Raw genomic sequence first — 21,760 nt, forward strand, 5'->3', positions numbered from 1 at the left:
CTTAGCTCAATTCCTTGATCGGACCCGGGTAGCCGATGGTGACCCAGGTCGACTCGTCGCCGTACCACGCTCCCATGATCAGGTCATGCAGTGCATGGTAAGCGCTCTGCAGCAAAGCGAAACGGCTCATGCGCCAGCTTTGCAGGAACGCGGCGATATCTTCCGGCTTTGCCATCGGCCAGTCATCCGGAACGCCCGCGAGAAAGCGCCTTGTCGGACCAAGCGTCAGAAGGCCGAACAAGTCCTGAATTTCTTTTTGCGTCGCGAGCGTCAAGCCGCTGATGGCGACGCCCACCCGTGTCACTGCGGCTTGGACTGTTGATGGCGCGGGATCAATCGCATCCTTCAAAACGACGGGAACGATTGCACCGAGTACGGCTCGCGCCGCGTCGTCCAGGACGAACCTGCCTGACGGCACTGTCCGCTGTGTCGCACGATAAATGCCGCCGGCTGCCACCAGCGCAATCGTGCCGATCAAGCCGGCCTTTAAAAAGGAGCGGCGGGATAGGGTAGTTGCCATATCTCCTCGTTGTAATATTTTTCGCCTAGTGTACTCCGGAGCCAACTTTGCCTGCCTTAGCAAAATAGAGTTCTAGCTCTAGAATGGATTTACACAATATCTCTTCTCCATCTTCGTACAAAATAGATCTTATTGGCAGTTCAAGTAAGGACGGCAATCCCTATCGGTTTCAGGACGAGGGTTGCGACACAAATCATGGAAAAGTCGGAAATCATCGCCATTCTTCGGCGTGAGCTGGAAACCGTCGTGGCAGAGCGCCGCGTCGCCAAGGCGAATCCCGCCATGAATGCGGCACGCACTGCGCTCAGGCAATTCCAGTCGCAACGGATGGCGCGAACCCACGCAGATTTGCTGGCGGAAAAGGAAACCGGGCCCGCAGCGCGCTTTTTCCTCAGCGATTTGTACGGCCCCTATGATTTGACCGAGCGGGATGCAAATCTGGAACGCATCATTCCGACCATGGAACGCTTACTGCCGGCAGCGGCGCTCGAAACCGTCGCGGAGGCCGTAGCATTGGATGCGCTGTCGGAAAAACTCGATGCGGGGATGGCACGACGTCTGGGCGAATCTTTTTCGGAAGCCGACTATATCGATGCCTACCGAAAGATTGGCAAGCGCACCGACCGGGAGCGCCAGCTGGCGCGTGTCGAGTCAGTGGGAGCGGCCTTGTGCGAGTTGGTGCGCATACCCTTGGTCGGCAGTACGCTGGCGATGATGCGCGGCCCTTCCAGGCTGGCGAAGCTTAGCGAGCTGCACAGTTTTCTTGAGCGCGGCTTCAAGGCGTTCAAGGGAATGAAACGTCCGTACGATTTCGTGACGACGATCATTCAGCGTGAACGGGCGATCATGGACGCGATGTATGCGGGGAAGAAAAATCCGTTCGCGACGCCTGTCACTGTCGATCACGCGTCCATTGCGAACGCGTAAGGCTCGGCCGCTATTTCTTTGCGGGTTTATTCTCAGGCATGTCCGGCACAGTGACAATGCGCGTGCCGGCGATGCGGTCGTGGAGAAATTGTCGTTGCGGATCGAGGTACGCCGTTAGCGCCCAAAGAAGCACGTTCGCCGCGGGAATCATTACCAGCATCCAGTTCTTTGCGCCCATTGTCCATGCGGCCGCCAAGCCAGGCAAGACCCAGAGCCAGGCAAGCAAATATCGCCCGACGGCTCGTTTCACACCGATATCGTGGCCATCGGCCGTTACCAGACGAATGCGCCAGGTTTTCATGGCCAGGGTTTGGCCGCCATGCGTCCAGAACCAGACGAAGTAGATGCCGATGACCAGAAACAGCCAGTCCTGCAAGGCATTCCTCAGATACAAAGCATGCCGCTGCTGCAGCAAGGTTGAAAAGATCCAGCCTGAAATGAACAGTACGCCGAACATCAGCATTGCTTCATAGAGCATGCTGGCGAGGCGACGCTTGAGTGGGGGTGTCGAGGTAATGTCCAACTGGAGAACTTATGGTTTGGCGGGTTGCGCGGATGATTGAATCGCGGATCTGCTTGCTGCCTTGGGCGTGACGGATTGTTCCAGAACAGGCTTCGGGGCTGATTTGATCGGCGGCAGCGTCTTGCTGTTCTTGCCTTGCGATGCAGGCGAGGGAAGTGCTGCAACGTGTTTTCTTCTGGACGCCGCATCTGCTGCCAGTTTTTTCTTCTGCTCGTCGGGCAACTGCTTGTATTCCTCCCAATGGGCTGACTTCTGGTCCCGATTGAGTTTCTTGGCGCGAGCGTAGTTTTCGCGCGCGATTCGCCGTTGCTCCGGCGTCAACTTGACCCAGTCACGCATCCGCTCCTGCAGGCGCTGCTGCTCGTCGGGTTTCATGGCAGCGTACTTGTTGCCGATGGCGAGCCATTTCTTCTTGCGGAAGGCATCCATCTTGTCCCATTCCGGCGCGAGAGGCGCAAGGGCTTGTTGCTGCGCCGGCGTCAACTCGACCCACAGCGGTCGCCCCGCTGTCTGCGATTTTGCCGCAGGCGCGGCGCGCGTGGTTGATGGGGCTGGCGATGGTGCTGCGTTGGACGCCGGGGCCGTCTGTGCATGCGCGCCAAGGGCGAATCCACTTAACGTTGTGACAAGCGAAAAGCCCAAAATGAACACCGCCCGCGCGGGGCGGGCGGCGAGCAGGGAGGGAAACAGCGTCATGTCATTCGCCTCGCTTGGCGAGGTAAGCATTGAAGCCGTGATCGAGGTATGCCGACAGCGGGAGTTCATCCGCCAGTACCTCCGCATCGATATCCGCGGTGTCATTGATGTGGCGTTGCTGCTCGTATTGGAAAATGCTGCTCAGCCCGATGACAAGGACAACCAGTGGAACGGCCAGTCCCATGCGCGCCAGCCAGGAAAGGGGTTCGCTGAAAAAATGGCCGGTTTGTCCGGCAAACAGTCGTTGCGGCACAAAAACGCGCAGCCGGGATTCCTTCTTTTTGCGAGATAGCGCAATTTTGCGGGCAGAAGCCAGCTTTTCTGCGGCAGAGGGCGGCAAATTATCCAGATTTTCGTTCAGCGCGTGGCGCACTTTGTAAGCGAAATTCAATTGGTTCGAATTCATAACGTGATTCCTTTGGCTCTCAGCGCTTGGGCCAGCGTATGCGTGGCACGGGAGCAGTGCGTTTTCACACTACCCTCGGAACATCCCATCGCTGCAGCCGTTTCGGCTACATCCATATCCTGCCAATAACGCATGAGGAAGGCTTCCCGTTGACGCGCCGGCAGTTTTTGTATCTCTTGCTCTATGACTGCCAGCACTTGGTCGCGTTCGACCTTGTCAGCGCTGGATTCGGCAGCTTCGGTGCCTTCTTCGGCCTCATAGGTTTCCAGCAAATCGAAGCTCTCCATGTCCCCCTGGTCGTTCCCCAGGCCGGAAAAGAGGCTTACCCATGTCCCGCGAACCTTTTCGCGGCGGAAGTAATCATGGATCGTGTTCTGCAAGATCCGCTGGAACAGAAGGGGCAGCTCCCCTGCCGGTTTGTCACCGTACTTTTCCGCCAGCTTGATCATGGCATCCTGGACAATATCGAGCGCCGCCTCGTCCTTCCGAACCGCGTAGGCGGCCTGCTTGAAGGCTCGGCGCTCAACGCTTTCCAGAAAGTCGGACAGTTCTTTGTCAGTGGCCATGCGATACGGCAGCTTGTATCAGGGCCGCCAAGAGAATTGTGGATCGAGGAGAAATCGTGCTCTTGAGTACTTGTTTCGCGAACTGTGCGCATGCTAGCAAAAAAGCTCGTCGTTGTGCATGGATTTTACGGAAAATGCTTGATTTCTAAGGCTTTTACAAGAATTTAGCTTGACCAAAATGATGCGACGCATTAACTTATCAGTCCCTTCCTACCCACGAAGGGAATGTCTTTTCGCGCGGCGCATAATGCCGCTCTCCGAACAGGCGCGCTTTAACATTTAAAAGCTGTTTGCTCTAACCCATGCCACAAGCGTGAGAAATCCGCATCGGCACTTCAGGTATTCTGGCTGAACGAGTTGCGTTTAGCGCCGTTTTGAACCGCATCTACGGGTGTGCAACGAATCGACGTGACCGCACAAGGAAGGGAAGCCATTGCACTGTCGTCCCGCGCAATTTCGCAAGGAGAGAGCATCCGATCAATTTCCAATGGACCTTGAAAGGAACCAAGCAATGAGTAACGAACTGACAGGCGCAGAAATAGTCGTGCGCTGCCTGGCCGAAGAGGGCGTCGAACACGTGTTCGGTTATCCCGGCGGCGCAGTGCTCTACATCTACGACGCAATCTTCAAGCAAGACAAATTCCAGCACATCCTGGTACGCCACGAGCAAGCCGCCGTTCACGCAGCTGATGCCTATTCGCGCAGCTCGAACAAAGTCGGCGTCGCCCTCGTGACCTCCGGTCCCGGTGTAACAAATGCAGTGACCGGGCTCGCAACGGCATACATGGACTCGATCCCGATGGTGGTCATCACCGGTCAGGTTCCGACGCATGCGATCGGACAGGATGCGTTCCAGGAATGCGATACGGTGGGCATCACGCGCCCCTGCGTCAAGCACAACTTCCTTGTGAAGGACGTCAAGGACCTCGCGTCGACGATCAAGAAAGCATTCTTTATTGCCACTACCGGCCGTCCGGGCCCGGTGCTGGTCGATATTCCGAAAGACATCTCAATCCAGAAATGCGCGTTCGAGTACCCAAAGGAACTCGACATGCGTTCGTACAAGCCGGTCGACAAAGGCCACTCCGGCCAGATCCGCAAAGCGGTTCAATTGCTGCTGACCGCCGAGCGTCCGATGATCTATACCGGTGGTGGTGTGATTCTCGCAAACGCGGCGGGCGAGCTGAACAAGCTGGTCGACAAGCTCGGCTATCCGTGCACGAACACCCTGATGGGCCTGGGCGGATATAAGGCGTCGAGCGACAAGTTCGTCGGCATGCCGGGCATGCACGGCACGTATGAAGCCAACATGGCCATGCAGCACTGCGATGTGCTGATCGCCGTCGGTGCCCGCTTCGACGACCGCGTGATCGGCAATCCGAAGCATTTCTCCACGCATCCGCGCAAGATCATTCATATCGATATCGACCCGTCGTCGATTTCGAAGCGTGTGAAGGTCGATATTCCGATCGTCGGCAACGTCAAGGACGTGCTCCTCGAACTCCTTTCCCAGCTCGACGCTGCCGAAACCAAGCCGAACACCCAGGCTCTGGCAGCATGGTGGCGCCAGATCAACGAGTGGCGCGGCCGTGACTGCCTGAAGTTCGCTACTTCCAGTGATGTCATCAAGCCACAGGAAGTCGTTCGCAAGCTGTGGGAAGTGACCAAGGGCGACGCCTACATCACCTCGGACGTAGGCCAGCATCAGATGTGGGCGGCCCAGTACTACAACTTCGACAAGCCTCGTCGCTGGATCAATTCCGGCGGTCTTGGCACCATGGGCGTCGGCCTGCCGTACGCAATGGGCGTGCAGATGGCCAATCCGGGCGCGACCGTTGCGTGCATTACCGGTGAAGCGTCGATCCAGATGTGCATCCAGGAGCTGGCAACCTGCAAGCAGTATCACCTGACTCCGAAGATCATCCTGTTGAACAACCGCTTCCTGGGCATGGTGCGCCAGTGGCAGCAGATCGATTACGGCTCACGCTATTCCGAGTCGTATATGGATTCACTGCCCGACTTCAACATGCTGGCGGAATCCTTCGGCCATGTCGGCATGAAGATCGAGAAGCCGGGCGATGTCGAAGGCGCGCTGAAAGAAGCGTTCGGCATGAAAGACAAGCTGGTGTTCATGAATTTCATTACGGATCAAACCGAAAACGTCTGGCCGATGGTGAAAGCAGGTAAAGGCTTGACTGAAATGCTTCTGGGTTCGGAGGATCTGTGATGCGGCACATTATTTCTGTTTTGCTTGAGAATGAAGCAGGGGCGCTGTCGCGCGTGGTTGGCCTGTTTTCCGCGCGTGGTTACAACATCGAAACCTTGACTGTGGCGCCGACCGAAGATGCAACCCTGTCACGCATGACGATCGTCACCACGGGTTCGGACGACGTGATCGAACAGATCACCAAACATCTGAACCGTCTGATTGAAGTCGTCAAAGTGGTCGATCTGACAGAAGGCGCGCACATTGAACGTGAGCTCATGCTGATCAAGGTACGCGCCGTCGGCAAGGAGCGCGAGGAAATGAAGCGCACCGCAGACATCTTCCGCGGTCGTATTATCGACGTCACCGAGAAGACTTACACGATCGAGCTGACTGGCAACAAATCCAAGCTCGATGCCTTCATCGAATCAATCGATCGCACTGCGATTCTCGAAACCGTGCGTACCGGCGGTTCGGGCATCGGGCGCGGTGAGCGCATTCTCAAAGTTTAAATCCAGTATCAACAACACTATAAAAGTTAGGAAGATCAATGAAAGTTTTCTACGATAAAGACTGTGACCTGTCCCTGATCAAAGGCAAGAATGTCACTATCATCGGCTACGGCTCCCAAGGGCACGCGCATGCGCAAAACCTGAACGACTCCGGCGTCAAGGTCACCGTCGGTCTGCGCAAGGGCGGCGCTTCCTGGGAAAAGGCGAAGAACGCCGGACTGAACGTTGCCGAGGTCAACGAAGCCGTCAAAGCCGCTGATGTCATCATGATCCTGCTGCCGGATGAAAATATCGCGCAGGTCTACAACGAAAACGTTGCCCCGAACGCAAAGCAGGGTGCTGTGCTGGCTTTTGCTCACGGCTTCAATGTCCACTACGGCCAAGTAATGCCGCGCGCCGACCTCGACGTCATCATGATCGCGCCGAAGGCTCCCGGCCATACCGTGCGGAGCACCTACTCGCAGGGCGGCGGCGTGCCGCACCTGGTCGCTGTCTATCAGGACAAGTCCGGCAGCGCACGTGACATCGCTCTGTCCTATGCAATGGCCAACGGTGGCGGTCGTGCTGGCATCATCGAGACCAACTTCCGTGAAGAAACCGAAACCGATCTGTTTGGCGAGCAAGCTGTGTTGTGCGGCGGCACGGTTGAACTGATCAAGGCGGGTTTCGAAACACTGGTTGAAGCCGGCTATGCACCGGAAATGGCGTACTTCGAGTGCTTGCACGAGTTGAAGCTGATTGTCGACCTGATCTACGAAGGCGGCATCGGCAACATGAACTACTCGATCTCGAACAACGCCGAATATGGCGAGTATGTCACCGGCCCGCGCGTCGTTACCGAAGACACCAAGAATGCAATGCGTCAATGCCTGAAGGATATCCAGACTGGCGAATACGCCAAGAGCTTCATTCTGGAAAACAAGGCCGGTGCTCCGACGCTCATTTCGCGCCGTCGCCTGACTGCTGAACATCAGATCGAGCAGGTCGGTGAGAAGCTGCGTGCGATGATGCCTTGGATCAAGAAGAACAAGCTGGTCGATCAATCGAAGAACTAATCTTCGATTGCCAAAAAGCATCGTGCAAGGTCCCATACAAGCGGACCTTGCAGCTCAACTTAAAAGCCGTGCTTAGCCACGGCTTTTTTATTTGTTGCCTCCATCGATCTCTAGCCAGAAAGATGGCAGACCGATCACATGAAGCGATGTGTGCAAATTCGACAATTGATCGGACAATATTGTGTGGTTGAGTAAAATAAAAGGCGTGTACATTACTACGCCATCTCTTTTCACTTGGAGAAAACAATGCCCAAACTTTCCGTCCGCTTCGCGGCACTGATCCTGTTCAGCTGCCTGACTTCTGCGCAGGCGCAGACGCAAGCCTCCGTGCAGACGGCAGGAACATTGGTCGTCGTTGCGGCTACGGGTGAAGTGAAGCATGCGAACGACGAGGCGCGCGCGACGCTCATGATCGAAGAGCAGGATAAAGACAAGGCAACTGCAGCATCCCGTGCCAATCTGAAGATGAAGCAGGGCATGGAGATCGTTAAGCGAGAAGACCCGCAGGCTTTGCTGAAGACGCGCGGCTATTACACCTACCCCATTTATGGAGACGAGCCGCCGCAACCACGTCAAGGAACCAAGGTGAGACAGCCTGTCGGCTGGCGTGTCGGCCAGTATCTGGACGTGACAACCCAAAACATCAATGGCCTGCCAAAGACAGTTGCCGCTGCACAGAAAGTGCTTGCGCTGAATGGCCTGTATTTCGGTTTGACTGAAGCAACTACCAAAAAACTGGAGGAGCAGAGGATTGCCGCCGCTTATCAGAATCTGACAGACCGAATCGCCGCGATTGCCAAGGCGTTGGGGAAGAGTGCATCCGATGCGGTCCTTGATACGCTGGATTTTGAAGGATCGGGTGCATATGTGCCTCAGCGCGATTCCCGCGTTCTCACGACGATGCGTGCAGCAACTGCGGAGTCGGCTCCAGTGGAAGAGCCAAGCTTTGAACCGGGTGAAACCACGTTAAGCATGCACGTGGTCGGCAAAGTTCGCTTCAAATAAGCTTGGATGAGAGCGGGTGAAAACGTCGACGAAAGCTTGTACGTGGGCAAGCATCATGCGCCATTTCAGATATTGCTTGGAAGGAATAGTTTCGCTGGGTTACATTTTTTGCCCGCTCGTCTAGAATAGCGACGCTTTTTTACTTTTTGTTATTAAGCGGAGCGGCGTTGAACAATCTCGTGCCATCCTCGCCCGCATGATTGCCTGCCGACCGCTTGTTGCGAGATCGAGGGCGACTGAGATCGACAACATGTCGGCAACTGAAACGATTCATGCCGCGTTGTGATCATATTTGCACCAATTTAAAACGGAATCAGCATGGCAACCTTCAATCGACGTAAAGCGAAAAGTAACGTTGGCGTATTTCCCAAGGTCGCGCGGCTGAACAAACGAGCATTGCCGCATGTGCCGCTTGATGAGGATGCGCATCTGGAGGCGCCGAAAGTGCGGAGCCGGGGAATCTATCTGTTGCCGAATGCCTTTACGACGGCCAACCTGTTTTGCGGCTTTTTTGCGATCGTCATGGCGATGAACTTGAAGTTCGATTTCGCTTCGGTAGCGATTTTCGCCGCAATGCTGCTCGACAGCGTGGACGGCCGCGTGGCTCGGCTCACCAATACCCAGAGCGAATTCGGAGCGCAATACGACAGCTTGTCAGACATGCTGTCTTTCGGCGCCGCACCCGCCCTCGTGGTGTATGAATGGTCGCTGCGCGGCATGGGCAAGCTCGGCTGGCTGGCGGCATTCGTATATTGTGCTGGAGCGGCTCTGCGTCTGGCGCGCTTCAATACCAATATTGGCGTGGTCGACAAGCGTTACTTTCAAGGATTGCCAAGCCCCGCTGCGGCCGCGCTCGTAACCGGCTTTGTCTGGCTGATGGATGATCTGCGCTACGTTGGCACAGAGTTGAGCTGGTTCTCATGGACCATTACGCTGTACGCGGGTCTCACCATGGTGACCAATGTACCGTTCTACAGCTTCAAGGAAATCAACTTCCGCAAATCGGTTCCATTCATCGCAATCTTCCTCATTGTGCTGGCATTTGTCCTGGTGTCGAGTGATCCTCCGAAAGTCCTGTTCGGCTTGTTTGTGCTCTACGGCCTGTCCGGATATGCCGTCTACTTCTGGCGTTTGTCCAAGGGGAAACCGGTGAGCATCGTGCAAACAACAGAAGCGGACCTGCCGGAAGGGAAAGAGTAAGGAGTTTGTTTTACATCATTCGATGCCTGTAGTTCGGGGGCACTCATCCTGTCATGATGGCTTTTTAACGTCACGAGAGGAGGGCATCATGGGTGTGATTTCATTCTTGAAAGAGGCCGGTGAAAAGCTGCTTCATGCGGGGCCGGCCAAGCAGAACGCCGAAGCGCAACAGCCGCAAGCTTCGCCAGTGAATATCCGCGAAAAGGAACAGGCGCTGGAACGTGCCATCCTCGATTACATGGCAGCGCAAAACCTGCCAATCGAAAACCTCGTAGTGGCCTATGACTCGTCTTCTGCAACCGTTACCGTCAGCGGTTCTGCGCCGGACCAGGCTACGCGAGAAAAGATTGTTCTATGTTGCGGCAATGTGCAAGGCGTCGCGCATGTCAACGACCAGATCAATGTCGCTGTTGGTGCGCGTGACGAATCAAAATGGTATGAGGTCAAGAGTGGCGATACCTTGTCCAAGATTGCCAAGCAATTTTACGGTGATGCCAATCGCTACAGCGCGATTTTCGAGGCGAACAAGCCCATGCTGACCGATCCCGACAAGATTTACCCTGGCCAGATGCTGCGTATCCCTGCCCAGCATTAGTCGTACATCCTGACGGCCGCAGGGACTCCAAATCCTGTGGCCATCCGGAACCCGCCGGAGAAATTCGCTTGTCGATCAAATAGTTGCACTTTTCCACAATTCCGCTTATAGTTTTTTGCATGTCTCGCGAAATCAACATTTCCGCATCTGTTTTTCTCAGCACCCTGTTGCCAGGCCTGCTGCTGCCGCTGTTTCTACTAGTGCGTTAACGCGCGCTAAATCCCATACCCCACAATTCGTGCAGTTTCTGGCTCATGTCGATAATGGCAAGGGCAGGCGAAAAACCGTTTAAAACGATACGATCAAAGAATTTTCCTAAAGGAGTGCAGCATGGCCGACAAATTGATTATTTTCGACACTACCTTGCGAGATGGCGAACAATCGCCCGGCGCATCGATGACCAAGGATGAAAAAATCCGCATTGCGAAGCAGTTGGAGCGTCTGCGCGTGGATGTGATCGAAGCCGGTTTTGCTGCGGCATCTCCCGGTGATTTTGAGGCGATCAAGGCAATTGCCGGCATTATCAAGGACTCGACCGTGTGCTCCCTGTCGCGCGCCAATGACCGCGACATTTCGCGTGCAGCGGAAGCGTTGGCATCGGCGTCAAGAAAGCGTATTCACACGTTTATCGCGACCTCGCCCCTGCATATGGAAAAGAAGCTGCGCATGACGCCGGATCAGGTATTTGAGCAAGCGAAACAGGCGGTACGTTTTGCCCGTCAGTTCACTGATGATGTCGAGTTCAGCCCCGAGGACGGCAGTCGTTCGGATATGGATTTCCTGTGCAGAGTGATCGAGGCGGTGATTGCCGAAGGTGCGACTACAATCAATTTCGCGGACACCGTCGGTTACGGTGTGCCTGAACTCTATGGCAACATGATCAAGACGCTGCGCGAGCGCATCCCGAACTCCGACAAGGCGGTCTGGTCAGTCCATTGCCATAACGACCTCGGCATGGCAGTAGCCAATTCCCTGGCTGGCGTGATGATAGGTGGTGCGCGCCAGATCGAGTGCACGATCAATGGCTTGGGTGAGCGTGCCGGCAACACCGCGTTGGAAGAGATCGTGATGGCGGTCAAGACACGCAAGGATTATTTCAAGCTCGACGTGGCAATCGATACGGCACAGATCGTCCCAGCATCCAAGCTGGTCTCCCAGATCACCGGGTTTGCCGTTCAGCCTAACAAGGCGGTCGTTGGTGCCAACGCTTTTGCGCATGCATCCGGCATCCATCAGGACGGTGTACTGAAAGCGCGCGATACCTATGAAATCATGCGTGCAGAAGACGTGGGCTGGACCGCCAACAAGATCGTCCTTGGCAAGCTGTCGGGACGCAATGCGTTCAAACAGCGCCTGGAAGAACTTGGCATTGAACTCGATTCGGAAACCGAAGTGAATGCCGCATTTGCGCGCTTCAAGGAGCTCGCCGACCGCAAGGTCGACATCTTCGATGAGGACATCATCGCGCTGGTCTCGGACGAGCAGCATTCCCACGACAACGAGTACTACCGCTTCGTATCGCTGTCGCAGCACTCGGAAACCGGTGAAAAGCCGTCTGCAAAAGTCGTCTTCACGATGGAGGGGAAGGAGCAGTCCTGCACCGGCGAGGGCAATGGGCCGGTGGATGCAACCGTCAATGCGATTGAATCGCAGGCCAAGAGCGGCGCCGAGTTGTTGCTGTTTTCTGTCAATGCGATCACGACCGGAACGCAGTCGCAGGGGGAGGTGACAATGCGCTTGTCGAAGGCAGGGCGCATCGTCAATGGTGTCGGCGCGGATCCGGATATCGTTGTGGCATCGGCCAAAGCCTATTTGTCAGCACTGAACAAATTGCAGTCCAAGGTTGACAAGCTGAATCCGCAGCTATAGTACGACGCCCGATCGCAAATTCAAGAGGCGCCTGATAGTACGGGCGCCTTTTGTTTTGGCGTGTGCGTGAGGTGGCTACAGTCCGCCGAAGGGAAAACGTCGGTCGGGGTCGAATCTCAGATCCGGGCCGTTCAACATCTTGCGTACGATCCCCGCCTTATCAAAATGCACATGCATCACCGAATTCCAGACGCCACTTTCCTTGTAAGGATAAGACCATACTTCGAGGTCGGTGAGGGAAAGGTAAGATGTCTCGACGGGCGCGCCAACGGTCCGCAGCACGTCCTCCTTCGTTGATTCTCCTGCCTTGATGCTGGCGAACTTCTGATTCGTCAAAACTTGCTCGAACGAAATAAGCTTCCCATCCGGACCGACGCGTGCCATATAGGTTTTCTGACCCCAGGGGCCGAGCGGGTATTCCAGCAATTGATCGCCACCATCTTTGTAGCGATGCGCCGGTTGGCCGCGTTTGGCGATCAAATCCTGTTCGGAATCGCCGATATTGACAGCCGCGGGGAACAATGTGGTGCATCCGCAAACAATTGCCAAAAACACAGTAGACAGAAACCGAGTCGTCAATTTCATTATTTTTCCCAACCGCCTCGTCAGAAACTGCTAAGTGTTTGAATGATTGGCGTATTTCCTATATACTGCGCGTCTTGGTCGGTTTGACCAAGTTTTTTTATCAATTGTTCACGGTACGTGGGGTTGCGACTCCGTATACCGCATGTGAAAGGTATCTCATGTCAGTAGAAAACATCAATAAGGCCGCCATTATCGCGGACAACGCTCGCGGCACGAACGACACAGGCTCTCCGGAGGTGCAGGTTGCACTGCTGACCGCCCGTATCAACGAGCTCAACAACCACTTCAAGGCCCACGCCAAGGATCACCACTCCCGCCGCGGCTTGATCATGATGGTTAATCGTCGCAAGCGCCTGCTCTCCTATCTGAAGGATAAGGACGCAAACCGTTATCGCGCTCTGATTGAGAAACTCGGCCTGCGCAAGTAATAGTTGCGATATTCGCTCGGGTTATAGACGAAATGCCTGCGTCAGTCTGCTGATGCAGGCATTTTGCCATTTAGCAGTTTGTAATTCGGTAGTGGTAGTACTTATGCAGTGAAGGTGGCTTGCCATGCGTGGCATGTCATCCGTGGTGAGGTGAACGACAGCCCCTGAAAACCTGTCGGTAAAAATAGAAAGGAAACACCGTGTTCAATAAAGTTACCAAGACCTTCCAGTATGGCCAGCACACAGTGACGCTGGAGACTGGCGAAATCGCACGCCAGGCATCCGGTGCCGTGCTCGTGTCAATTGAAGACACCGTCGTGCTCGCAACCGTTGTAGCGAAGAAGGATGTCAAACCGGGCCAGGACTTTTTCCCGCTGACCGTCGATTACGTTGAGAAGAGCTATGCTGCCGGCCGTATTCCTGGCGGTTTCTTCAAACGTGAAGGCCGTCCGTCGGAAAAGGAGACCCTCACTTCTCGCCTGATCGATCGCCCGATTCGTCCGCTGTTCCCGGAAGGCTATCTGAACGAAGTGCAGGTCATCGTGCACGTTCTGTCCGTTAACCCGGAAATCGATCCTGACATCGCATCCATGATCGGTGCATCGGCCGCTATCTGCGTTGCCGGCATCCCATTCAGCGGCCCGCTCGGCGCAGCCCGTGTTGGCTATATCGACGGTCAGTATGTGCTGAATCCGACGACCTCGCAGATGGCGAAATCGCAGATGGATCTGGTCGTTGCCGGAACTGAACAAGCGGTGCTGATGGTGGAATCCGAAGCGAACCAACTGTCCGAAGAAATCATGCTGGGTGCCGTTGTTTTCGGCCACGATCAGATGAAGGCTGTGATCGATGCAATCCATGACCTGGTGCGTGATGGCGGCAAGCCGGAGATGACCTGGAGTGCGCCGGCGAAGAACGAAGCACTGATCGGTCGCGTTACTCAACTGGCCGAGGCAAAGCTGCGCGAGGCCTATCAGACCAAGGACAAGCAGGCACGCACTGCAAAGCTCAACAACGTCACCGCCGAAGTCAATGCGGCACTGGCCGCTGAAGCGGATGCCGCAGGCGCTGCAGCACCCGACACGGCTGAAGTCGGAAGCATTCTGTTCGACCTGGAAGCAAAGATCGTTCGCTCCCAGATCCTCGAAGGCGAACCGCGCATCGACGGACGCGATACGCGCACCGTGCGTCCGATCTCCATTCGCACCAGCGTCTTGCCGCGTACTCACGGCTCTGCGCTTTTCACGCGCGGCGAAACTCAGGCATTGGTGGTCGCTACGCTTGGCACCGCACGCGACGAGCAAAAGATCGATGCGCTGATGGGCGAGTACTCGGACCGCTTCATGCTTCACTACAACATGCCACCGTTCGCCACTGGCGAAACCGGCCGCGTCGGTACGCCGAAGCGCCGCGAGGTGGGCCATGGCCGTCTTGCAAAGCGGGCTCTGGTTGCCGCGCTGCCGTCGCCGGAAGAATTCAGCTATTCGGTGCGCGTCGTATCGGAAATTACCGAATCCAACGGTTCGTCTTCAATGGCTTCCGTCTGCGGCGGCTGCCTGGCGCTGATGGATGCCGGCGTACCGATGAAGGCGCACGTCGCCGGCATCGCGATGGGATTGATCAAGGAAGGCAGCAAGTTCGCAGTCCTGACCGACATCCTGGGCGACGAAGATCATCTGGGCGACATGGACTTCAAGGTGGCGGGCACTGCCAACGGTATTACCGCGCTGCAGATGGATATCAAGATCCAGGGCATCACCAAGGAAATCATGCAAGTCGCACTGGCGCAAGCCAAGGAAGGCCGTATGCATATCCTGGCCAAGATGCAGGATGCCATGCCGACCGGCAAGGCAGAACTGTCCGACTTCGCGCCGCGCCTGATCACCATCAAGATCAATCCGGAAAAAATCCGCGACGTGATCGGCAAGGGTGGTGCGGTAATCCGCGCGCTTACCGAAGAAACCGGAACGCAGATCGACATCACCGATGAGGGCATTGTGACCATCGCTTCGGTCGACGCTGCCGCGGGTCAGGAAGCCAAGCGCCGTATCGAAGAGCTGACGGCTTCCGTCGAAGTTGGCAAGATCTACGACGGTGTCGTGCTAAAGCTGCTGGATTTCGGTGCGATTGTCCAGGTTATGCCGGGCAAGGATGGCCTGCTGCACATCAGCCAGATTGCTAACGAACGCGTCAATGCCGTGGCCGACTACCTCAAGGAAGGTCAGCAGGTGCGCGTCAAGGTACTGGAAACGGATGACCGCGGTCGCCTGAAACTGTCGATGAAAGCTGCTGCCGCAGAAGAGGGCGCAGCCGCTCAGCCTCAGCAGTAATCAAAATCCTCATTGCAGCCGGCCTGCAATGAATCGACCGCCCGGTGGCATTTGCCCGGGCGGTTTTTTTATGTGCAGAATCGGCCAACGAAGACTAGTGATGCCGTACGCTGCTCAGTTACTTATGACACGCGCATTGCGTCTGCGTCAGGAAGGCGGGCGCGCAAGTGGTGTGCGAGAACCGGCATTCGGTTTTCCGCGGGCTCATCGATCGAAGAATGGAACTCGTAACCGTTTTTCCCTTTGTCTTTTGCGCGGTACATGGCGCTGTCGGCGTTCTTCAGCAATGTCTGCCCGTCATTCCCGTCATTCGGAAACACGCTTATTCCGATACTGACACTCAAGCGGCATTCCTGATCACCGATCCGCACCGGACGTGATGCCTCGCCGAGCAGCTTTTGCGCGACATCAGCGGCATAACGTCCATCGCTCAGTTCCTCGATCAGCACATAAAACTCATCGCCACCCATGCGCGCGATCTTGTCCGTGTGCCGGAGACTTGTGCGCAAGCGCTTTGCTATTTCGCGCAGAACCTTGTCGCCCGCGTCATGCCCAAGGGTGTCATTGATTTCCTTGAACTTGTCGAGGTCGAGGAAGAATACGGCGAATTTCTTTCCATGGCGACGCGCGTTGCCGAGCGCCATTTCGAGGTATTCCTTGAACAAGAACCTGTTGGGCAAAGACGTTAGTCCGTCATAGTGGGCGAGATAGCGAATCTTTTCTTCTGATGCGCGGCTCTCGATCGCGATGCCGGCAAGGTTCGTGCAGATTTCGAACAACTGCAGATCCTTTGCGGTCGGAGCTGTCGCTTCCCGAAAGTAAAGCGCGAATGTGCCAAGAATCTTCCTGTTTCGCCCAAAGATCGGCCACGAGGTGCAGGCCTTCAATCCATGCTGAAGAACGAGGTTGCGCTGCTCTGCCCAGAGCGGATCGCTTGCAATATCCGTTACCATCACTGGTTCGCCGCGGAAGACAGCGGTTCCGCATGAGCCATTGCTCGGCCCGACTTCCGAGTCATCAAATTGCGTCATGCATGATGGGGGCAGGTTCGGCGCGACGCGGCCGAAAAGGGTGTTTCCTTCGTCGTTAAGCTGCTGGATCGAACACAATCCGCGACCGGAATGATTTTCGGCGAAACGGGCAATTTCGGTCAGAATCTCCTGTAGGGGAACACCAGTGGCGACCATGTTCAGGATGCGATTTTGCCCGAGCTGAAGAGTCTCCGCGTGCTTGCGCTCGGAGATGTCGCGTATGAAAGCAGTGAACACTGGATCGTTCTGCACACTCAGTGGAACCACGGCAAGTTCAACAGGCAGGGTGGAGCCGTCGGCCCTCATTGCCGTGAGTTCCAAGCGCCGGTTCAACAGGGAGCTCGTGCCTGTAGCAAGAAAGCGTTCGATACCCAAACGATGCAGCTCGCGCCATGCCTGCGGAATGATGATGTCGGCCAGTTTCTTGCCAAGCACATCATCGCTGCGATAGCCAAAAGTTGCTTCTGCGGCTTCGTTGAAGCTGATGATTTCGCCGAGGTGGTTGATCGAAACGATACAGTCGAGAGAAGCGGTCAGAATGGCACTCTTGAATTTTTCGCTGTCTACAAGCGCTGCCTCAATGGATTTGCGTCGCGATTCACGCGCGTAATTGTCGATGGCGAGCGAAATACTGCCGGCCAATTCTTCCAGCAGCCGGATGAGTTGTGAATCGAAGCAATCCTTGTCGGCAGAACAAATTGTGAGGACGCCATACGGTCGGCCAGATAGCTTGAATGGGAAGCAGGCAAGGGATTGAAGATCGCTTTGTACCGCAGTCTTGCGGCTGTCCGCTGAATATGACGTAACCGATGCGTTGTTGCAAACCTTGAATTTGCTTTCTCTGAGTGCCGCCTCGACAATGCTTTCGTTATTGAGGTCGAACTCTTCCAGCAATCTTGTCACGCTACGCGATTTGTCGTTGCTCGATGCATATGCCGCAACAGTCATTGCCTGCTGCTTGTCATGCTGAATCACGCTGATCCACGCCATGCGAAAATGGCCATGTTCGACGATGATCCTGCAGACTTCCTCGAACAGCTCATCACGATCGTTGATCCGAACAATCGCCTGATTCGTCTGGCTTAACGCGATATAGAGATCACGCAACCTGGTCGACTTTCGTTCTGCATGTTTGCGTTCCTCGATATCGGAGAACATCCCGACCATTCGAACCGCACGTCCACGACTATCCCTCTCGACGATCTTGCCGCTGATAGCCACCCAGCGCCAACAAAGAGAGGCATCTTTCAAGCGCAGCTCCACGTTATGAAAGGCGCCATCCCCATAGCCCATTCCCTTCAGCGCCTCGCGCAAGCACTTGCGGAAGTTTTCCTGATCGTCCTCATGAATGAAAGAAGGCAGTGCCTGCGAGCTCCACGTTCTTGTTGTGTCGAGCAAGATGGCCTTGAGACCGGCTGCCGGTTCGCCGCTGAAGTACAACCGGTCGTCCGATATGAACCAGTCGAATGCAATCTGACGAGAACTCTCAAGGGCGAGGCTGAGTCGGTCATGCATTGCCGATGATGTGGTCGACGGATTCACTTGCTTCTTCGTGGGAGCGGAAATGAAAGAGCCACGCATGGGGGTCTGCCTGAAATGAAATGGTATTGCCTTTTGGAAATGAAGAGGGTTGATTAGTTCCCATCATTTTGTAACTGGAGCAACGTTTCCTGTTACAAATCTGCCATGCCAGCGGTGGGGGCGGCCATGAAGGATTTCGAGCAGAGCTGGCAAGGCATACAGATTCTTGACTAACTCGAAATCTGAATGTTGCGTTACGTCAACATTGCGGGTGAATGGCCAAATCCGTGTGACGGATATTCGAAATCGTTGGCTGTCGTACAATGCATTTTTATTCACGATGGAACTTGCGATGAGAGCCGTAGAGATTACCCAGCCCGGATTGCCTGACGTATTGAAAATTTGCGAGAGACCGATTCCGCAGCCAAAAGCAGGCGAGGTATTGATCAAAGTTCATGCGGCGGGCGTCAACCGCCCGGATGTCATTCAGCGCATGGGACATTATCCAGTCCCGCCGGGCGCGTCGGATTTGCCCGGCCTTGAGATCGCCGGCGAAATCGTCGAAGGCGATTTGGCGGGCAGTGATTTCAAGGTCGGTGATCTTGTCTGCGCGCTGGTGCAAGGCGGTGGCTATGCTGAATATTGCACCGCGCCCGTGAAACAGTGTCTGCCGATTCCGGCCGGGCTCGACGCAGCCGAAGCGGCGTCGCTTCCGGAAACCTTTTTCACGGTGTGGAGCAATGTGTTTGACCGAGCTCACCTTGCGGACTCCGAGACATTGCTGGTGCAGGGAGGCACTTCCGGCATCGGCGTTACCGCGATTCAAATGGCCACCGCGATGGGGCATCGCGTGTTTGCCACTGCCGGCTCGGACGAAAAATGCCGCGCATGCGAAGAACTCGGCGCGACTCGGGGAATAAATTATCGGACTGAGGATTTCGTCGAGGTCATCAAGAAGGAAACCGGGGGTGCCGGAGTCGACGTTATTCTTGACATGGTCGGCGGTGCGTACATCGCCCGCGAGCTCGATTGCCTGGCCGACGACGGCCGCTTGGCCATTATCGCTCTGCTGGGAGGGGCCAAAGCGACCGTGGATCTCGGGCAGCTATTACGGCGCCGCCTGACAGTGAGTGGTTCGACGCTGCGCCCGCGATCGGTCGAATTCAAGGCGGCCATCGCCGAAAACCTGCGCGCCCGGATTTGGCCACTGATTGAGGCTGGCAGGATCAAACCGGTGATCTACAAGATCTTCCCCTTGCAGGATGCGGTCCATGCACATGAGTTGATGGAGGCGAGTGTTCACGTCGGTAAAATTATTTTGCGAGTGAACTGATCCTCCTGATGCGCGGCTTTGCTCGGCAAAAAATGGACCGATTTACGGAACATCGACTAGGTGTGACTGGTCATACCTAGTCACGCAAGTTTGACCGGCGATGGTACGGCGCGTTAGAATCAAGGGTTATTGAATTTCTAGACTCTTATGCGACGCAAACTTATCGCCGGTAACTGGAAGATGAATGGCAGCCTTGCTGCCAACGCTGCTTTGCTGGATGGAATCAAGGCCGGGATCAACCAGCCGGTTTGCGCCGTGGCGGTTTGCGTTCCTGCGCCGTATTTTGCTCAATGCAAAGTCGAGTTGGCCGGTAGCCTGGTTGCCTGGGGTGGTCAGGATCTCTCCGTGCATGAGTCCGGTGCATATACCGGCGAAGTGTCTGGTGCAATGTTGCGTGATTTTGGCTGCACGTATGTCATCGTCGGACACTCGGAGCGCCGATCCTATCATGGCGAAAGCAATGCATTGGTTGCCCAAAAAACGGGCAGCGCAATCAAATCTGGGTTGACGCCAATTATTTGCGTCGGCGAGTCGCTGGCCGAACGCGAGTCAGGTCAAACCGATGCTGTAGTGGGTGCGCAAATCGATGCTGTCCTTGGTGCCCTCGACGCAGGCGATGTCAACAAGATCGTTGTTGCATATGAGCCGGTGTGGGCAATCGGTACGGGTAAGACCGCCACACCTCAGATGGCACAAGACGTCCATGCAATGCTGCGCTCAAGGCTCGCGGCTAAAAACGCTGCAGCGGCGACGTCAGTGCAAATCCTCTACGGCGGCAGCATGAAGCCCGACAATGCGCGCGAACTGCTGACGATGCCTGATATCGATGGCGGCCTGATTGGCGGTGCATCATTAAAGGCAGCAGATTTTCTCGCGATTATCCAGGCTGTGTGAGCGGCTGGCAGAGATTTAACCTTAGATTGGAAATTACTTAATGAGCGCTTTGTTCACAGTCATCGTTGTCGTGCAAGTGTTGGCCGCGATTGCGATTATCGGTCTTGTTCTGCTTCAGCACGGGAAGGGTGCAGACATGGGCGCTGCATTCGGCTCGGGAGCCTCGGGAAGTTTGTTCGGCGCAACGGGTTCCTCCAACTTTCTTTCGAAGTCAACCGGGGTGGCTGCGGCGATTTTTTTCAGTGCCACCTTGGCTCTTGCATTCGTCGGTAACAAGCGTACTGGAGTCAGTGCGGGCGTGATGGAAAAGCTTCCTTCTGCGCCGACTGCTACTGTGCCGGCGACGCCTGCTCCGGCGACGAATGACAAAGCGCCTGCACAAGGTGCTGCTGCATCATCGACTACTGCGCCGGCGGGAGGCGCCGGGCAGGCAAATCAAATACCAAAATAATTGAAGATCGTTTTGATTTGGAGCAATTGTGCGTTGAACAAATGCCCCAAAGCAGAGTAGAATACGACCTCATTCAGCCGACGTGGTGAAATTGGTAGACACGCTATCTTGAGGGGGTAGTGGCGAAAGCTGTGCGAGTTCGAGTCTCGCCGTCGGCACCAATCATAAGGCCAGCAAGGGCAATCCCCAAGCTGGCTTTTTATCGAGGAATCTTGGTTTGATTTGCAAATCACTCAATTAACCAACATCCGGCCCACATCGTGAACCTCGAAAATTATTTCCCTGTCCTTCTTTTTATTCTTGTCGGTATTGGCGTTGGCGTCTTGCCGCAGATTCTCGGTCGCGTGCTGGCTCCGCATAAGCCTGACGCTGACAAGCTTTCTCCGTACGAGTGCGGATTTGAAGCGTTTGGTGACGCGCGCATGAAGTTCGACGTGCGCTACTACCTGGTTGCGATCCTGTTTATTTTGTTCGATCTGGAAACCGCATTTTTCTTCCCGTGGGGTGTTGCAATGCGCGACCTCGGATGGCAGGGCTTCGTCACGATGATGGTGTTTATCGCCGAATTCATCGTCGGGTTCTGGTACATCTGGAAGCGTGGTGCTCTGGATTGGGAGTAAGTCATGTCTATTGAAGGTGTATTGAACGAAGGCTTTGTCACGACCACAGCGGACAAGCTGATCAACTGGACTCGTACCGGCTCGTTGTGGCCAATGACGTTCGGTCTGGCTTGTTGTGCGGTTGAGATGATGCATGCCGGCGCATCACGTTATGATCTGGATCGTTTCGGTGTTGTGTTCCGCCCGTCCCCTCGTCAGTCCGACGTGATGATTGTTGCAGGTACCTTGTGCAACAAAATGGCCCCGGCGATGCGGAAGGTCTACGATCAGATGGCCGAGCCGCGTTGGGTTATCTCGATGGGCACATGCGCCAATGGCGGCGGCTATTACCACTACTCATACTCGGTCGTGCGCGGTTGCGACCGTATCGTTCCTGTTGATGTGTATGTCCCGGGCTGCCCGCCTACGGCAGAGGCTCTCATCTACGGCATCATGCAGCTGCAAAACAAGATCAAGCGAACCAACACGATTGCACGCTAAACGGGTC

General features: G+C 55.5%; 22 protein-coding genes and 1 tRNA gene. 16 read left to right on the forward strand and 7 right to left on the reverse strand.

Annotated elements, in window-relative coordinates; genetic code table 11:
• Position 1 precedes the first annotated feature (1 nt).
• Positions 2 to 520: a twin-arginine translocation signal domain-containing protein gene (locus E6W33_RS15045; protein WP_136418136.1), complete on the reverse strand. Its 519-nt coding sequence runs from the start codon at positions 518 to 520 to the stop codon at positions 2 to 4.
• A 195-nt stretch (positions 521 to 715) separates the two neighbouring features.
• Here E6W33_RS15045 and E6W33_RS15050 point away from each other — a divergent pair, with 195 nt between their 5' ends.
• Positions 716 to 1,447 carry a hypothetical protein gene (locus tag E6W33_RS15050; protein ID WP_136418137.1) on the forward strand — a complete coding sequence of 244 codons (732 nt, stop codon included), beginning with the start codon at positions 716 to 718 and terminating at the stop codon, positions 1,445 to 1,447.
• A gap of 10 nt (positions 1,448 to 1,457) precedes the next feature.
• Here the strand turns inward: E6W33_RS15050 and E6W33_RS15055 are convergent, their stop codons facing one another.
• The 4 genes from E6W33_RS15055 to E6W33_RS15070 are packed head-to-tail and all read right to left on the reverse strand — an operon-like array spanning position 1,458 to position 3,638.
• Positions 1,458 to 1,970 (reverse strand): RDD family protein, encoded by a 513-nt coding sequence (locus tag E6W33_RS15055; RefSeq protein ID WP_136418138.1) that lies wholly within the window; start codon positions 1,968 to 1,970, stop codon positions 1,458 to 1,460.
• 9 nt (positions 1,971 to 1,979) lie between these two features.
• Positions 1,980 to 2,666, reverse strand: a complete 687-nt coding sequence (locus E6W33_RS15060) for a DUF3106 domain-containing protein (protein ID WP_136418139.1) — start codon at positions 2,664 to 2,666, stop codon at positions 1,980 to 1,982.
• Between the two features lies 1 nt (position 2,667).
• Positions 2,668 to 3,072, reverse strand: coding sequence for a DUF3619 family protein (locus E6W33_RS15065; protein ID WP_136418140.1), 405 nt, complete (start codon positions 3,070 to 3,072; stop codon positions 2,668 to 2,670).
• Entirely contained in the window at positions 3,069 to 3,638 is a 570-nt protein-coding gene (locus E6W33_RS15070) for an RNA polymerase sigma factor (RefSeq protein WP_136418141.1), read from the reverse strand. The genes E6W33_RS15065 and E6W33_RS15070 overlap by 4 nt, the downstream gene beginning before the upstream one ends.
• A gap of 511 nt (positions 3,639 to 4,149) precedes the next feature.
• Here E6W33_RS15070 and E6W33_RS15075 point away from each other — a divergent pair.
• From E6W33_RS15075 to E6W33_RS15105, 7 genes are all read left to right on the forward strand, one after another.
• On the forward strand, positions 4,150 to 5,865 hold the full coding sequence (locus E6W33_RS15075) for an acetolactate synthase 3 catalytic subunit (protein ID WP_136418142.1): 1,716 nt from the start codon (positions 4,150 to 4,152) through the stop codon (positions 5,863 to 5,865).
• Positions 5,865 to 6,356 (forward strand): acetolactate synthase small subunit, encoded by a 492-nt coding sequence (gene ilvN, locus E6W33_RS15080; RefSeq protein ID WP_135086867.1) that lies wholly within the window; start codon positions 5,865 to 5,867, stop codon positions 6,354 to 6,356. Before E6W33_RS15075 ends, ilvN begins: the two co-directional genes overlap by 1 nt.
• A gap of 38 nt (positions 6,357 to 6,394) precedes the next feature.
• Positions 6,395 to 7,411 (forward strand): ketol-acid reductoisomerase, encoded by a 1,017-nt coding sequence (ilvC, locus tag E6W33_RS15085; protein WP_136418143.1) that lies wholly within the window; start codon positions 6,395 to 6,397, stop codon positions 7,409 to 7,411.
• Positions 7,412 to 7,657: 246 nt separating this feature from the next.
• A complete protein-coding gene (locus E6W33_RS15090; protein ID WP_136418144.1) occupies positions 7,658 to 8,416 on the forward strand; it encodes an SIMPL domain-containing protein in 759 nt (252 codons plus the stop codon).
• Between the two features lie 318 nt (positions 8,417 to 8,734).
• On the forward strand, positions 8,735 to 9,616 hold the full coding sequence (gene pssA, locus E6W33_RS15095; RefSeq protein ID WP_136418145.1) for a CDP-diacylglycerol--serine O-phosphatidyltransferase: 882 nt from the start codon (positions 8,735 to 8,737) through the stop codon (positions 9,614 to 9,616).
• An 88-nt stretch (positions 9,617 to 9,704) separates the two neighbouring features.
• Positions 9,705 to 10,211: a peptidoglycan-binding protein LysM gene (gene lysM / locus E6W33_RS15100; RefSeq protein ID WP_136418146.1), complete on the forward strand. Its 507-nt coding sequence runs from the start codon at positions 9,705 to 9,707 to the stop codon at positions 10,209 to 10,211.
• A 330-nt stretch (positions 10,212 to 10,541) separates the two neighbouring features.
• Positions 10,542 to 12,080, forward strand: a complete 1,539-nt coding sequence (locus E6W33_RS15105; RefSeq protein WP_136418147.1) for a 2-isopropylmalate synthase — start codon at positions 10,542 to 10,544, stop codon at positions 12,078 to 12,080.
• A gap of 75 nt (positions 12,081 to 12,155) precedes the next feature.
• On the opposite strand, the gene bamE is transcribed toward E6W33_RS15105, so the two are convergent.
• Positions 12,156 to 12,665: an outer membrane protein assembly factor BamE gene (gene bamE / locus E6W33_RS15110; protein ID WP_136418148.1), complete on the reverse strand. Its 510-nt coding sequence runs from the start codon at positions 12,663 to 12,665 to the stop codon at positions 12,156 to 12,158.
• A 158-nt stretch (positions 12,666 to 12,823) separates the two neighbouring features.
• Between bamE and rpsO the strand changes: the two genes are divergently transcribed.
• Both rpsO and pnp read left to right on the forward strand, forming a co-directional pair.
• Complete coding sequence (gene rpsO / locus E6W33_RS15115) at positions 12,824 to 13,093, forward strand: 30S ribosomal protein S15 (protein ID WP_136418149.1); 270 nt, start codon at positions 12,824 to 12,826, stop codon at positions 13,091 to 13,093.
• Between the two features lie 200 nt (positions 13,094 to 13,293).
• A complete protein-coding gene (gene pnp, locus E6W33_RS15120; RefSeq protein ID WP_136418150.1) occupies positions 13,294 to 15,423 on the forward strand; it encodes a polyribonucleotide nucleotidyltransferase in 2,130 nt (709 codons plus the stop codon).
• 122 nt (positions 15,424 to 15,545) lie between these two features.
• On the opposite strand, the gene E6W33_RS15125 is transcribed toward pnp, so the two are convergent.
• The gene (locus E6W33_RS15125) at positions 15,546 to 18,035 is read right to left on the reverse strand and encodes a diguanylate cyclase (RefSeq protein WP_136418151.1); all 2,490 of its coding nucleotides are present in this window, start codon (positions 18,033 to 18,035) and stop codon (positions 15,546 to 15,548) included.
• Positions 18,036 to 18,327: 292 nt separating this feature from the next.
• Here E6W33_RS15125 and E6W33_RS15130 point away from each other — a divergent pair, with 292 nt between their 5' ends.
• The 6 genes from E6W33_RS15130 (at position 18,328) to E6W33_RS15155 (ending at position 21,753) form a co-directional block, all read left to right on the forward strand.
• A complete protein-coding gene (locus tag E6W33_RS15130; protein ID WP_136418300.1) occupies positions 18,328 to 19,308 on the forward strand; it encodes an NAD(P)H-quinone oxidoreductase in 981 nt (326 codons plus the stop codon).
• Between the two features lie 147 nt (positions 19,309 to 19,455).
• Positions 19,456 to 20,202 carry a triose-phosphate isomerase gene (tpiA, locus tag E6W33_RS15135; protein ID WP_136418152.1) on the forward strand — a complete coding sequence of 249 codons (747 nt, stop codon included), beginning with the start codon at positions 19,456 to 19,458 and terminating at the stop codon, positions 20,200 to 20,202.
• Between the two features lie 40 nt (positions 20,203 to 20,242).
• Positions 20,243 to 20,653 (forward strand): preprotein translocase subunit SecG, encoded by a 411-nt coding sequence (gene secG, locus E6W33_RS15140; protein WP_136418153.1) that lies wholly within the window; start codon positions 20,243 to 20,245, stop codon positions 20,651 to 20,653.
• Positions 20,654 to 20,729: 76 nt separating this feature from the next.
• Positions 20,730 to 20,814: transfer RNA gene (locus E6W33_RS15145), tRNA-Leu, on the forward strand.
• Positions 20,815 to 20,913: 99 nt separating this feature from the next.
• Entirely contained in the window at positions 20,914 to 21,273 is a 360-nt protein-coding gene (locus tag E6W33_RS15150) for an NADH-quinone oxidoreductase subunit A (RefSeq protein WP_136418154.1), read from the forward strand.
• A gap of 3 nt (positions 21,274 to 21,276) precedes the next feature.
• Positions 21,277 to 21,753 (forward strand): NADH-quinone oxidoreductase subunit B, encoded by a 477-nt coding sequence (locus tag E6W33_RS15155; protein ID WP_136418155.1) that lies wholly within the window; start codon positions 21,277 to 21,279, stop codon positions 21,751 to 21,753.
• Positions 21,754 to 21,760: the final 7 nt, after the last annotated feature.

Source organism: Herbaspirillum sp. ST 5-3 (assembly GCF_004804275.1).
Taxonomy (GTDB): Bacteria; Pseudomonadota; Gammaproteobacteria; order Burkholderiales; family Burkholderiaceae_D; genus Noviherbaspirillum.